Source organism: Demequina sp. NBRC 110051, assembly GCF_002090055.1.
Lineage (GTDB): Bacteria > Actinomycetota > Actinomycetes > Actinomycetales > Demequinaceae > Demequina.
Window position 1 is genome coordinate 153,504 of sequence record NZ_BBRH01000013.1, and the last position, 13,077, is coordinate 166,580.

Annotated in this window: 11 protein-coding genes; all 11 read right to left on the reverse strand. The window is 69.9% G+C overall.

The genetic code is table 11. The annotated features are described in order from the left end of the window. Positions 1–15 precede the first annotated feature (15 nt). The 11 genes from B7K20_RS08205 to hisI all read right to left on the reverse strand — a co-directional run bounded on the left by B7K20_RS08205 (position 16) and on the right by hisI (position 13,018). Entirely contained in the window at positions 16–1,482 is a 1,467-nt protein-coding gene (locus tag B7K20_RS08205) for a glutamate synthase subunit beta (protein ID WP_084102043.1), read from the reverse strand. Next, a complete protein-coding gene (gltB, locus tag B7K20_RS08210) occupies positions 1,475–6,013 on the reverse strand; it encodes a glutamate synthase large subunit (protein ID WP_084102044.1) in 4,539 nt (1,512 codons plus the stop codon). The genes B7K20_RS08205 and gltB overlap by 8 nt, the downstream gene beginning before the upstream one ends. Before the next feature lie 117 nt (positions 6,014–6,130). Further along, positions 6,131–7,078, reverse strand: a complete 948-nt coding sequence (gene lgt, locus B7K20_RS08215) for a prolipoprotein diacylglyceryl transferase (protein ID WP_084102045.1) — start codon at positions 7,076–7,078, stop codon at positions 6,131–6,133. Then, positions 7,075–7,863, reverse strand: a complete 789-nt coding sequence (trpA, locus tag B7K20_RS08220) for a tryptophan synthase subunit alpha (RefSeq protein ID WP_084102046.1) — start codon at positions 7,861–7,863, stop codon at positions 7,075–7,077. Before trpA ends, lgt begins: the two co-directional genes overlap by 4 nt. Beyond that, positions 7,860–9,068 carry a tryptophan synthase subunit beta gene (gene trpB, locus B7K20_RS08225; RefSeq protein WP_084102047.1) on the reverse strand — a complete coding sequence of 403 codons (1,209 nt, stop codon included), beginning with the start codon at positions 9,066–9,068 and terminating at the stop codon, positions 7,860–7,862. Before trpB ends, trpA begins: the two co-directional genes overlap by 4 nt. After that, on the reverse strand, positions 9,065–9,877 hold the full coding sequence (gene trpC, locus B7K20_RS08230) for an indole-3-glycerol phosphate synthase TrpC (RefSeq protein WP_084102048.1): 813 nt from the start codon (positions 9,875–9,877) through the stop codon (positions 9,065–9,067). Before trpC ends, trpB begins: the two co-directional genes overlap by 4 nt. A 70-nt stretch (positions 9,878–9,947) precedes the next feature. Beyond that, positions 9,948–10,379: a DUF2752 domain-containing protein gene (locus B7K20_RS08235; protein ID WP_084102049.1), complete on the reverse strand. Its 432-nt coding sequence runs from the start codon at positions 10,377–10,379 to the stop codon at positions 9,948–9,950. 7 nt (positions 10,380–10,386) lie between these two features. After that, entirely contained in the window at positions 10,387–10,794 is a 408-nt protein-coding gene (locus tag B7K20_RS08240; protein WP_084102050.1) for a DUF4190 domain-containing protein, read from the reverse strand. 42 nt (positions 10,795–10,836) lie between these two features. Then, positions 10,837–11,073 (reverse strand): HGxxPAAW family protein, encoded by a 237-nt coding sequence (locus B7K20_RS08245; RefSeq protein ID WP_084102051.1) that lies wholly within the window; start codon positions 11,071–11,073, stop codon positions 10,837–10,839. 32 nt (positions 11,074–11,105) lie between these two features. Next, complete coding sequence (locus B7K20_RS08250) at positions 11,106–12,659, reverse strand: anthranilate synthase component I (RefSeq protein ID WP_084102052.1); 1,554 nt, start codon at positions 12,657–12,659, stop codon at positions 11,106–11,108. Then, a complete protein-coding gene (gene hisI / locus B7K20_RS08255; RefSeq protein ID WP_084102053.1) occupies positions 12,656–13,018 on the reverse strand; it encodes a phosphoribosyl-AMP cyclohydrolase in 363 nt (120 codons plus the stop codon). The genes B7K20_RS08250 and hisI overlap by 4 nt, the downstream gene beginning before the upstream one ends. Positions 13,019–13,077: the final 59 nt, after the last annotated feature.

Consider the following 13,077-nt stretch of genomic DNA (forward strand, 5'->3'; position numbering starts at 1 on the left):
AACCTCAGTCGTATGTCAGGCGCGGATGGCTACCGTGCGCGCCGTCACAGGTGCCGGCAGCTCGGTGCTGCCGGTCAGGTATTCGTCGATGGCTGCGGCGGCCGCACGGCCTTCCGCAATGGCCCACACCACGAGAGAGGCGCCGCGTCCCGCGTCGCCTGCGACGAACACGCCGTCGGTCGAGGTGTGGAAGTCGTCCGAGCGCTCGATGCGCCCCCGGTCCGTGACGGCAATGCCGCCCTGTGAGTGCAGCTCATCGGTCTCGGGGCCGGTAAAGCCCATCGCGATGAGCACGAGGTCGGCCGGGATCTCCCGCTCCGTCCCCGGGGTGGGGGTGCGGGAGCCGTCCTCGTTGTACTGGGTGACGGCGACCTTGAGCGAGCGCACGTGGCCCGCCTCGTCGCCGACGAATTCGACGGTCGACGCGAGGTACTCGCGCTCGCCGCCCTCCTCGTGGCTCGACGACACCTCGAAGACGCGAGGGTCGGTGGGCCACGGCTCGTTCTCTGGCCGCGACAGCGGCGGCTGCTTGCCGATCGCCAGGGTGGTGACCGAGGCGGCGCCCTGGCGCAGGGCGGTGCCGATGCAGTCGGAGCCGGTGTCGCCGCCACCGATGACGATGACGTGCTTGCCTGCGGCGGTGATCTGGTCCTCGATCTGGGCGCCGGCGACGGCCTCGTTGCCCTGGTGGAGGTACGGCATCGCGAAGTGGATGCCGTCCAGGTCACGCCCGGGCAGGGGAAGCTCGCGCGGCTCGGGGGCGCCGGTGGCCACCAGCACGGAGTCGTAACGCGAGCGCAGCTCGTCCCACGTGATGTCCTTGCCGATCGTCACCGAGGTGCGGAAACGCGTGCCCTCGGCCTCCATCTGCTCGATGCGGCGGTCGATGTGCAGCTTTTCGAGCTTGAAGTCCGGCACGCCGTAGCGCAGCAGGCCGCCGATCGCGTCGTCCTTCTCGTACACGCGTACGGTGTGGCCGGCGCGGGTGAGCTGCTGGGCGGCGGCCAGGCCCGCGGGACCCGAGCCGACGACGGCGACCGTCTTGCCGGTGAGGCGCTGCGGAATGAACGGCTTCACGTTGCCGTCCTTGAACGCGTGGTCGATGATCTCGACTTCGATGTTCTTGATCGTGACCGCGGGCTGGTTGATACCGAGCACACAAGAAGTCTCGCACGGAGCAGGGCAGATGCGCCCGGTGAACTCCGGGAAATTGTTCGTGGCGTGCAGGCGTTCGACGGCATCGGCCCAGTGGCCCTCGCGGACCAGGTCGTTCCACTCGGGGATGATGTTGCCCAGCGGGCAGCCCTGATGGCAGAACGGGATGCCGCAGTCCATGCAGCGGCCCGCCTGACGGCGCAGGGTCGGCTCGTCCTTGGTGAGCTGGTCCTTGACGTCCTTCCAGTCGAGCAGTCGGAGCTCGACGGGACGGGACTGCGGGAGCTCGCGCTCACGGGTCTTGAGGAATCCGCGCGGGTCAGCCACGGCTCGTCACCTCCAGGAACTCGGCCCACGCACCCGGGGCGCTCAGGTCTCCCCCAGAGCTCTCGAGCTCCGCGAGGGCCTCACGCACGCGGGCGTACTGGGCGGGAAGGACGCGCGTGAAGCGGCCCTTGATCTCTTCCCAGCGCGCCAACAGGTCGCGACCGCGCGGGGACTCGGTCTCCTCGACGTGGCGTTCGAGCAGCGTGCGCACGATCACCTCGTCCTCGGGGTCGAGCGGGCTGAGCGTCAGCTCGCCGCTCGCGATGGCCTGGGCGTTCACGCGCTCGGGCCGCAGGTCCAGCACGTATGCCGTGCCTCCCGACATGCCGGCACCGAGGTTGCGGCCGGTGCGGCCCAGGATGACGGCCGTACCGCCGGTCATGTACTCGAGGGCGTGGTCGCCCACGCCCGCCACGACGGCGGTCGCGCCGGAGTTGCGCACCAGGAAGCGTTCGCCCACCTGGCCACGCAGGAACAACTCGCCTGCGGTCGCGCCATAGCCGATGACGTTGCCGGCGATGACGTCCTTGGAGTCGTCCATCATCGACTCGCGCGCGGGCCGCACCACGATGTGGCCGCCCGACAGGCCCTTGCCGACGTAGTCGTTGGCGTCGCCCAGCAGGCGCAGCGTGATGCCGCGCGGCACGAACGCGCCGAAGGACTGACCGGCGGAGCCGTGGAACGTCACCGCGATGGTGTCGTCCGGCAGGCCCGCGGCGCGGTAGCGCTTGGTGACCTCGTTGCCCAGCATGGTGCCGACGGTGCGGTTCACGTTGGAGATGGGCAGGTCGATCTCGACGCTCTCGCCACGCTCGAGTGCGGGCTGCGAGCGCGCGATGAGCTCGTTGTCGAGCGCGTGCTCCAGGCCATGATCCTGCGTGGTCGCGCTCGTGATGGCACGGCCGGGCTCGGGACGGGCGAGGACGGGCGTGAGGTCGAGCCCTGCGGCCTTCCAGTGGTTGATGGCCTTGCGGGCATCGAGAGCCTCGACGTGGCCCACGGCCTCCTCGATCGACCGGAAGCCCAGCGCCGCAAGGTGCTCGCGCACCTGCTGGGCGATGAACTCGAAGAACGTCACCACAAACTCGGGCTTGCCGGTGAAGCGGCTGCGCAGCTCGGGGTTCTGTGTAGCCACACCCACGGGGCACGTGTCCAGGTGGCACACGCGCATCATGATGCAACCCTCGACCACGAGCGGCGCGGTCGCGAAGCCGAACTCCTCGGCGCCCAGCAGCGCGGCCACGACCACGTCGCGGCCGGTCTTCATCTGGCCATCGACCTGGACCACGATGCGGTCGCGCAGGTCGTTCAGCACGAGCGTCTGCTGGGTGTCGGCCAGGCCGATCTCCCACGGCACACCCGCGTGCTTGAGCGAGTTCAGCGGGCTCGCGCCCGTACCGCCGTCCTGACCGGAGATCAGCACCACGTCGGACTTGCACTTGGCCACGCCGGCCGCGATGGTGCCCACGCCCACCTCTGACACCAGCTTGGTGTGGATGCGTGCAGCGGGGTTCGCGTTCTTCAGATCGTGGATGAGCTGCTTGAGGTCCTCGATCGAGTAGATGTCGTGGTGCGGCGGCGGCGAGATCAGCCCGACGCCAGGCGTCGAGTGGCGGGTCTCGGCCACCCACGGGTAGACCTTATTGCCGGGCAGCTGACCGCCCTCGCCGGGCTTGGCACCCTGGGCGAGCTTGATCTGAATGTCGTCGGCGTTCACCAGGTACTCGCTCGTCACACCGAAGCGACCAGAGGCGACCTGCTTGATCGCGCTGCGACGCTCAGGGTCGTACAGGCGCTCGGGGCTTTCGCCGCCCTCGCCCGTGTTGGAGCGTGCGCCCAGGCGGTTCATCGCGATCGCGAGGGTCTCGTGTGCCTCGGCCGAGATGGAGCCGTAGGACATCGCGCCCGTGTTGAAGCGCTTGACGATCTCGCTGACAGGCTCGACCTCGTCGATGTCGACGGCCTCGCGGCCCGAGTCGAACTCGAGCAGGCCGCGCAGCGTCATGAGCCGCTCGGACTGGTCGTCGACGCGGTCGGTGTACTCGCGGAACACGTCGTACTGGCGCGTGCGCGTGGCGTGCTGGAGCTTGAAGACCGTGTGCGGGTCGAACAGGTGCTCCTCGCCGTCACGGCGCCACTGGTACTCGCCGCCGGTGTTGAGACGCTGGTGGACGGGCAGGTCGCCGGAGGCCGGGTACGCGTCCGCGTGGCGGCGCGCCACCTCCTCGGCGATGACGTCCATCCCGGCGCCGTCGACCTGGCTGGGGGTGCCGGCGAAGTGGCGGTTGACCAGCTCGCGCGACAGCCCCAGGGCCTCGAACACCTGCGCACCGCGGTACGACTGGATGGTCGAGATGCCCATCTTCGACATAATCTTCAGGACGCCCTTGCCGAGCGCCTTGATGAAGTTCTTGACGGCCTTCTCGGGGTCGATGTCGCCCAGGTAGCCGCGCTCGGCGAGGTCCTCGATGGTCTCCATCGCGAGGTACGGGTTGACCGCGGCGCAGCCGTAGCCGACCAGCAGGGCCACGTGGTGGACCTCGCGCACGTCGCCGGCCTCGACCAGCAGCGATACCCGAGTACGGGTGTGGTTACGCACCAGGTGGTGGTGCACGGCGCCGGTCAGCAGCAGCGACGGGATAGGCGCGAAGCCCTGGTTGGAGTCGCGGTCGGACAGCACGATGAAGGACACGCCCTCACGGATGGCCTGGTCGACCTCGTCGAAGATGTCCGCGAGGCGCCGCTCGAGGCCCTCGTGACCGGCGCTGACACGGTAGAGCCCGCGGATCTTGCGTGCTGAGAAGACACCCTTGAGGCGCGGGTCGGCGTCGATGTGCAGGACCTTCGCCAGCTCATCGTTGTCGATCACCGGGAACTCGAGCATGATCTTGCGGGCGTGCTCGGGCGTCGCGGACAGCAGGTTCGGCTCGGGGCCGATCGCGCCCGAGATCGCCGTGACGATCTCCTCGCGGATGGCGTCGAGCGGCGGGTTGGTCACCTGCGCGAACATCTGCGTGAAGTAGTCGAACAGCAGTCGCGGGCGGCTCGACAGCACCGCGATGGGAGTGTCGGAGCCCATGGCTCCCAGGGGCTCGGCACCCTCGCGGGCCATCGGGATGAGCAGCTTCTTCAGCTCCTCCTCCGTGTAGCCGAAGGCGCGCTGGCGACGCTTGACGGACGCGCGCGAGTGCACGATGTGCTCGCGCTCGGGCGCCTCGGACAGGCGTACGGCGTTGTCGCGCACCCACTGTTCGTAGGGGTGCTCGGTGGCGAGGGTGGACTTGATCTCCTCGTCCTCGATGATGCGCCCGGCGGCGGTGTCGACCAGCAGCATGCGGCCCGGTTGCAGGCGACCCTTGCGGACCACCTTCGCGGGGTCGATGTCCAGGAGTCCGGCCTCAGAGCCCGCGACCACCAGGCCGTCATCGGTGAGCCAGAAGCGTCCGGGACGCAGGCCGTTGCGGTCCAGCGTCGCGCCAATCAGCGTGCCGTCGGTGAAGTGCAGTGCGGCGGGGCCGTCCCACGGCTCCATCAGCGCGGAGTGGTACTCGTAGAACGCGCGGCGAGCGGGGTCCATCTCGTCGTTGTTCTGCCACGCCTCGGGCATCATCATGAGCACGGCGTGCGGCAGCGAGCGACCGCCCAGGTGCAGCAGCTCGAGCACCTCGTCGAACGACGCGGTGTCGGAGGCCGACGGGGTGCACACGGGCATGAGCTCGCCCAGGTCGCCCAGCAGGTCCGACTGCAGCGTGCCCTCGCGCGCGGCCATCCAGTTGCGGTTGCCCTGCACGGTGTTGATCTCGCCATTGTGGGCGATGCCGCGCAGGGGCTGCGCGAGCGGCCACGACGGGAATGTGTTGGTCGAGAAGCGCGAGTGCACGAGCGCCAGCTCGGACGCGAACAGCTCGTGGGTGACGTCGGGGAACACCTGCTCGAGCTGGTAGGTGGTGAGCATGCCCTTGTACGTCAGGGTGCGGCTCGACAACGACGCGAAGAACGGGCCGCCCGCGCGCTCGGCGCGCTTGCGCACGCGGTACACGCGGCGGTCCAACTCGATGCCCTCGGCGTCACCGGCGGACACGAACACCTGGCGGAACACCGGCATCGCGGCACGGGCAGACGGGCCCAGCGGCTCGGGGTTCACGGGAACATCGCGCCAGCCCAGCACACGAGCGTTCTCGACGGCCGCGGCCTCCTCGAACGCGCGCACCTCCTCGGCCTCAGTACCCGGGGTGAGGAAGGCGATGCCGACGGCGTAGTGGCCCGCCTCGGGCAGTTCAAAGTCCACGACGGAGCGCAGGAAGGCGTCCGGGACCTGGGTGAGGATGCCGGCGCCGTCGCCGGTCTCCGTCTCGGCGCCCACGGCACCGCGGTGTTCGAGGTTCTTGAGCGCCGTCAGGCCCGCATCGACGATGTCGCGGCCAGCGGTACCACGCAGGGTCGCCACGAAGGCGACGCCGCACGCGTCATGCTCGTACGCGGGGTTGTAGAGCCCGAAAGCGGGCTGCGAGGCGCCAAGAAGCGCTGCCATCACACCGTCCTTAACCGCCCACGGGGACACGTGGGCTTTGGGTAGCAGGGGCGCCGTCGGCCCGGTGAACACACGGGTGTTCAGCGTACCGCCTTAAGGCCCCAGGTAAAGAATCGTCTATGAGTTGTTCTGGTCTTCGGGACGATCGTCCGGGGAGACGCCGCCCTCGGAGGCGGTATCCGCCTTTTCGGACTCGCTGTCGACGGCCGATGCCGTGGTCACCTTGGCGGCGAGTTCACCCCGAGGGATGTGAACCCCCGAGGCGCGCTGGCGGCGCCCCAAGACCACGAAGGCGACGATTGCGAGCGTGAGGACGGCGATCGACACCCACACGTTGACGCGCACCCCAAGGATGTGCACCGCCGTGTCGATGCGGACCATCTCGATCCACAGGCGTCCGGAGACGTACACGATCACATAGAGCCAGAACACCCGGCCGCCGCGCAGGTCGCGCTTGCGGTCGAGCCAAATGATGAGAAATGCCCCCGCGAGGTTCCACAGCAGTTCATACAAGAACGTGGGGTGAAACGTCGCGAACTGCTCGTAGCCGTCCGGTCGGAAGGCGGGGTCGATTTCGAGTCCCCACGGCAGGTCGGTCGGACCGCCGAAGAGCTCTTGGTTGAAGTAGTTGCCGAGCCGGCCGATCGCCTGGGCGATCAGGACGCCGGGGGCGGCGGCGTCGGCGAAGGCGCTGAAGCTCGCGCCGTGGCGCCTGGCGCCGATGTAGGCGCCCAGGGCGCCGAGAGCGACGGCGCCCCAGATGCCGAGCCCGCCCTCCCAAATCTTGAAGGCGTCGACGGGGTTGCCGTTCTCGCCGAAGTACGGACCTGGCGTCGAGATGACGTGATACAGCCGGCCGCCGACGATGCCGAACGGGATGGCCCACAGAGCGATCTCACCCACGAGGTCGGGGTCGCCGCCGCGCTCGACCCAGCGGCGCGTGGTGAGCCACAGGGCGACAAAGATGCCCGCGACGATGCACAGCGCGTAGGTGTGAATGGTGAGCGGGCCGATCGAGAACGACGACCACTCGACCGGGGGGCTGGGGATCGACGCGGCGATCATGCCTCACCCCGCACGCCAGCGGCGAGCTCCTCGACCTTGGCGCGCAGGCGCTCGAGGTCGCCCTCGTCACCCAGGGCGCGCACAAATGCCGTGCCGACGATGACGCCGTCCGCGTACTGCGCGACCTCGGCGGCCTGGACCCCGGTCGAGACACCGACGCCGATGCACACGCGTGCGGCGCCGGCCTCACGGGCCGCGCCTACGACCCTCTCGGCGGCGTCGCCGACGCTGGCGCGCTCCCCCGTCACGCCCATGAGGGGCGTGGCGTAGACGAAGCCGCGCGACGCATCACAGGTGAGCTGCATGCGCTCACGGGTGGTGGACGGCGCGACCAAGAAGATGGTGTCGATGTCGGCTGCTCGGGCGGCCTCCACCCACTCGGGGGCGGCGTCGGGCGTGAGGTCGGGCGTAATGGCGCCCGCTCCCCCGGCGGCCTTGAGGTCGGCCGCGAAGCGCTTCCAACCGCGGGCGTACATGAGGTTGCCGTACGCCATCACGACGGGCACGGCGCCGGCCTCGGCGACCGTACGCACCGCGGTGAACGCGTCGTCTACCTTGACGCCACCCTCAAGGGCGACGGCGGCGGCGTGCTGGATCACCGGGCCGTCGAGCAGGGGGTCCGAGTAGGCGGGCCCCACCTCGACGATGTCGCAGCCGGCCTCGACGAGCACGCGCATCGCGGCCAGCGAGGTCGGGACATCCGGGTACCCCACGGGAAGGTAGCCGACGAGTGCGACGCGGCCCTCGGCCTTCGCGGCGTCGATCCGCTCGGTCAGCGCGCTCACGCGTCCTCCCCCGGGAACATGTCGAACCAGCGTGCGGCCTGCTCGACGTCCTTGTCACCGCGGCCCGAGAGCGTGACGAGCAGCGTCGCGTCGGGCCCCAGCTCCTCGCCCAGCTTGATGGCGCCCGCGAGGGCGTGGGCGGACTCGATCGCGGGCATGATGCCCTCGGTGCGGGTCAGCAGGCGGAACGCGTCCATCGCTTCAGCGTCGGTGATGGGCCAGTACTCGGCGCGGCCTATCGAGGACAGCCACGTGTGCTCGGGGCCCACGCCGGGATAGTCCAGCCCGGCCGAGATCGAGTGCGACGGCTGCGTCTGCCCGTCCTCGTCCTGGAGGATGAACGACTTGGAACCGTGCAGGATGCCGGGGCGGCCGCCCGTGAGCGTCGCCGCGTGGCGTCCGGTCTCCACGCCGTCGCCAGCGGCCTCGCAGCCGATCAGGCGCACGTCGGTGTCGTCCAGGTAGGCGTCGAAGGAACCGATCGCGTTGGAGCCGCCGCCGACGCAGGCGAGGACGGCATCGGGCAGCCCACCGAGCGCGAGCATCTGCTCGCGCGACTCGACGGAGATGACGCGCTGGAAGTCGCGCACCATCGCCGGGAACGGGTGGGGGCCGGCGGCGGTACCAAAGACGTAGTTGGTGGTCTCGACGTTGGCGACCCAGTCGCGGAAGGCCTCGTTGATGGCGTCGCGCAGCGTGCGGGTGCCGGTCGCCACGGGGATGACCTCCGCGCCCAACAGGCGCATCCGGGCCACGTTGAGCGCCTGGCGCTCGGTGTCCTCTTCACCCATATAGATGACGCACTCGAGGTCCATGAGCGCCGCCGCGGTAGCCGTCGCGACGCCGTGCTGGCCCGCTCCCGTCTCCGCGATCACGCGCTGCTTGCCGATGCGCTTGGTGAGCAAAGCCTGGCCCAGCACGTTGTTGATCTTGTGGGACCCGGAGTGGTTGAGGTCCTCGCGCTTGAGGAACACTCGCGCGCCACCCGCGTGGGCCGCGAAGCGCGGCACCTCGGTGATGATGCTGGGGCGGCCCGTGTAGTCACGCGCGAGCCGCTCCAGTTCGTCGCCGAACGCCGGGTCGACCCTGGCCTTGTCGTACGCGTCGGTGAGCTCGTCGAGCGCCGCCATGAGCGCCTCGGGGACAAACCGTCCTCCAAAATCGCCGAAGAAGGGTCCCGGCGCGGACTGCAGGGAGCCCGTCACGGGCGCACCGCACGCAGGGCCGGGTGGGCGCCGGCGGCCACCATGTCGGCCACCGCCTGGCGGGGGTCCTTGTCCTTGACGAGCGCCTCGCCCACGAGCACCGCGTCCGCGCCCATGCGGGCGTACTCGACCACGTCGTGGCCGTCGCGGATGCCGGACTCGGCGACCCTCACAATCCCAGCCGGAATGGTGGGTGCCAGGCGCGCAAACGTGTGACGGTCGACCTCGAGGGTCTTGAGGTTGCGGGCGTTGACGCCGATCACTCGCGCGCCGGCGTCGGCCGCGCGCTTCACCTCGTCGGCGTCATGCACCTCGACCAGGGCGGTCATGCCCAGCGAGTGCACGCGCTCCACGAGGCCCTCGAGGGCCATCTGGTCGAGCGCCGCAACGATCAGCAGGACCACGTCCGCGCCGTGGGCGCGCGCCTCCCACACCTGGTACGGCGTGACGATGAAGTCCTTGCGCAAAATGGGGATGTCGACCTTCGCCCGCACGGCGTCGAGGTCGTCGAGCGATCCGCCAAACCGGCGCTGCTCGGTGAGGACGGAGATGACCGATGCTCCGCCCGCCTCGTACTCGGTGGCCAGCAGTGCCGGGTCCGAGATTGAGGCGAGGTCGCCCTTCGAGGGGCTCGACCGCTTCACCTCCGCGATCACGGAGACCTCGGGGCTGGCGAGCTTGGCCCGCGCGTCGATCGCCTCGCGCTGCCGTGCGGCGCGCTCCTTGAGCTGATCCATGGTGGTGGCGCTCTCGCGCACCGCGAGATCCTCGCGCACTCCCGCCACGATGCTGTCCAGCACAGTCGTCATCGCTCTCCCCTTGCCATGCGGCCCATCGTACCGGCGCTCGCCCGGCCCCCTGACCGGAGCGACGACCGCGTTAGGGCGCGAGGAAGGGCTCGAGTGCGGGGATGTTGCGCGCCACCCAGAACACCACGAGCAGCACCGGAACCGCGACCGCGGCCCAGACGGGGATGCGTGGTCCCGAGCGCCCCTGCCACCCCGCGCGCAGCCACGCGACAAGGAGGAAGAGTCCGAGCGGGAGGATGACGAGCACCGCGAGCGGGTTGAGGGCGAGTGCCGCGGCGACGTCACCGTGGGCGAGCTCGTGCACGGCACGCAGTCCCCCACAGCCGGGGCACCAGTGGCCCGTCAGCGAGAGCCACATGCACGAGGGGAAGAACCCCTCCTGGTACGGGTTCGCGAGGGCCGTGTAGGCCCACGCGGACACGGCGATGGCCGATGCCGCGATCGGCGCCGTCAGGCGCCTCCCTGGGGAGGGAGGCGCCTGGGCGAGCACGGCATCGGCCATTGTCGGTTTAGTAGTAGCGGTTGAAGTCGTCGGTGGTGACGGCTCCCGTAGCAAACAGGACCGCGTAGAGCAGGACGACGGCGATGGTGAGGCCCACCTGGACCCAGCCGAGGATGCGGCCCACCTTGCCGAGCGTGCCGTTGGTCGCGAGCCCCTGCGCGGCGGCCTGCTCGGAGGACTTACCGACAATGATCGCGGGAATGGCGGTGAAGATACCGCAGCAGACGAAGCCCAGGATGCCGAGCACCAGCGCCCACACGCCCAGGCTGTTCTTCTCCTCGCTCGCACCACCGAAGCCTCCGGGCGGCGGGGGTGCGCCGTAGCCTCCGGGCGGCGGCGGGGTCATGCCACCGTACGGCGGCTGTCCGCCGTTGTAGGGAGGCTGGCCGCCAGGGGGCGGGGGAACGTCGGTCATGCGTTTCTCCTTCGTATCTGGCGGCGGCCGGGACGGACGACGCTAGCTGAGCGGCTGGCCGTGGCCCAGCGCGCGCAGGGCGGCGCCGGCGGCGAGCGAGACGACAGCGATGGCGACACCGACCCAGACGAGGGCCCACACCGGAAGGGCGATGCCGAAGCCGATGAACAGCGAGGCGATGACGAGGCCGATGTTGGTGGTCCACGCGGCGGTGGTCTTGCCGTGGTTGGCGTGGGCGACCTCGGGAAGGTCCTCGGGGGCGATCTCGATGCTGGACATGGTGTTTCTCCTTAAGGCGTTCGCGGGCCAGTCTAGCCAGCGGTGATAGTGCGCAGACGTGCCGCCATGCCGATGGCTCGGACCATCGCCGCGGCCTTGTCCTTGGTCTCCTGATCCTCGTTGGCGGGCACGGAATCGGCGACGATGCCTGCTCCGGCCTGCACGTGCGCGGTGCCGTTCTCGATAAGGGCCGTGCGGATGGCGATCGCCATGTCCATGTTGCCCGCGAAGTCGAAGTACCCGACGGCGCCGCCGTACAGCGCGCGCCTGGCGGGCTCGATCTCGTCGATCAGGGCAATCGCTCGCGGCTTGGGCGCTCCCGACAGGGTGCCGGCGGGGAACGTCGCGGTCAGCACGTCCACGGGTCCGTAGTGCGGCTCAAGCTCGCCGACCACCGTCGAGCAGATGTGCATGATGTGGCTGTAGCGGTTGACCTTCATGAACTCGAGCACTTCGACGGAGGTGGGCTCGCAGACCTTCACGAGGTCGTTGCGCGCGAGGTCGACGAGCATGACGTGCTCGGCGATCTCCTTGGGATCCGCGAGCAGTTGGGCCTCGAGCCGCGCGTCCTCCTCGACGTTTGCGCCGCGCGGGCGCGAGCCGGCGATCGGGAAGGTCGACACGCGCCCGTCCTTGACCGCGGCGAGCGACTCGGGGCTGGCGCCCACGACCGCGAACTCGCGTCCCTGGTCATCGGCGAGGTGGAAGCAGTACATGTACGGCGACGGGTTCAGCGTGCGCAGCACCCGGTACACGTCGAGGGGGCTGGCCGGGCAGTCCACGTCGAAGCGCTGCGAGGGCACCATCTGGAACACCTCGCCATCGCGGATCGCTTCCTTGGCGAAGCGCACCGCCTCCTCGTACTCCCCCGGCGCGCTGCGCTGGGTAAGGGTCGGCTCGGGGGCCTCGGGGTCAAGGCGTGACACCTCGGCTGCGTCGACCTCGGCGAGAGCCCGCTCCATGCGGTCCAGACGGGCCACGGCGTCGGCGTGCGCGCGCTCGATGCCGTCGGCGCGGGCGTCGGCATTCACCGCGTTGGCGATGAGCCACACGGAGCCGTCGTGATGGTCGATGGCGGCGATATCCGTGGCGAGCAACAGCGTGACGTCGGGAACGTCGATCTCGCGCGGCGCCTTGAACGGCAGCGTGGGCTCCCACTGACGAATGATGTCCCAGCCGAGCGCACCCACCAGCCCCCCGGTGAGGGGCGGGAGGCCGGGGATGGGCTCCGATTGGAGTTCCCTGAGCGCGTGGCGGATGGTCTCGAGGGGCGCGCCGTCCGTGAGGCCCACGGGGACGTCGCCCGACCAGCGCGCGTCGTCACCCTCGATGGTGAGGGTCGCACGCGAGTGGGCGCCGACGAAGGAGAAGCGGCCGCGGGTGCCGTCTGGCTCCGCGGATTCGAGGATGAAGGTGCCGGGGCGCTCCTCGCCCAGCGCGCGATACACGGCGACAGGGGTAAGTCCGTCGGCAAGCACCCGGCGGACCACGGGCACCACGCGCCTGGTCGCGCCGATCTCCACGAAGCGCTCAAGCGAGGGCCACGTCTCGCCCCAGGCGGGGCGGACGGTCTCGGTCACGCTCATGCTCCAGGCTCCGCTGAGGCGTCCAGCAGCGAGCCACCCTCGATGAAGCACGTGCGCTCCCCCGTGTGGCAGGCGGCACCGTGCTGGGTCACCGTGAGCAGCAGGGCGTCGCCGTCGCAGTCGATCGCGACGTCGTGCACCTCCTGAACGTGGCCCGAGGTGTCGCCCTTGCGCCACAGCTCCTGGCGCGAGCGGCTCCAATAGACGGCGCGGCCCGTGGTGAGGGTCTGGTGCAGGGCCTCGTCGTTCATCCACGCGACCATGAGCACATCACGTGTGTCGAGGTCCTGCGCGACCGCGCAGACGAGCCCGTCGGCGTTGCGCTTGAGGCGGGCGGCGATGCTGGCGTCCAAAGGCATGCGCACATCCTTCCAGATCGGGGACGACTCCTCCTGCCGCCCGTCGCCGCGCCGCCTCC

What these genes read in the sequence shown, in the direction of transcription:
- gltB (WP_084102044.1), bottom strand. Translation starts at nt 6,013, where the DNA reads ATGGCAGCGCTTCTTGGCGCCTCGCAGCCCGCTTTCGGGCTCTACAAC.
- lgt (WP_084102045.1), bottom strand. Translation starts at nt 7,078, where the DNA reads ATGATCGCCGCGTCGATCCCCAGCCCCCCGGTCGAGTGGTCGTCGTTC.
- trpC (WP_084102048.1), bottom strand. Translation starts at nt 9,877, where the DNA reads ATGACGACTGTGCTGGACAGCATCGTGGCGGGAGTGCGCGAGGATCTC.
- B7K20_RS08235 (WP_084102049.1), bottom strand. Translation starts at nt 10,379, where the DNA reads ATGGCCGATGCCGTGCTCGCCCAGGCGCCTCCCTCCCCAGGGAGGCGC.
- B7K20_RS08240 (WP_084102050.1), bottom strand. Translation starts at nt 10,794, where the DNA reads ATGACCGACGTTCCCCCGCCCCCTGGCGGCCAGCCTCCCTACAACGGC.
- B7K20_RS08245 (WP_084102051.1), bottom strand. Translation starts at nt 11,073, where the DNA reads ATGTCCAGCATCGAGATCGCCCCCGAGGACCTTCCCGAGGTCGCCCAC.
- B7K20_RS08250 (WP_084102052.1), bottom strand. Translation starts at nt 12,659, where the DNA reads ATGAGCGTGACCGAGACCGTCCGCCCCGCCTGGGGCGAGACGTGGCCC.
- hisI (WP_084102053.1), bottom strand. Translation starts at nt 13,018, where the DNA reads ATGCCTTTGGACGCCAGCATCGCCGCCCGCCTCAAGCGCAACGCCGAC.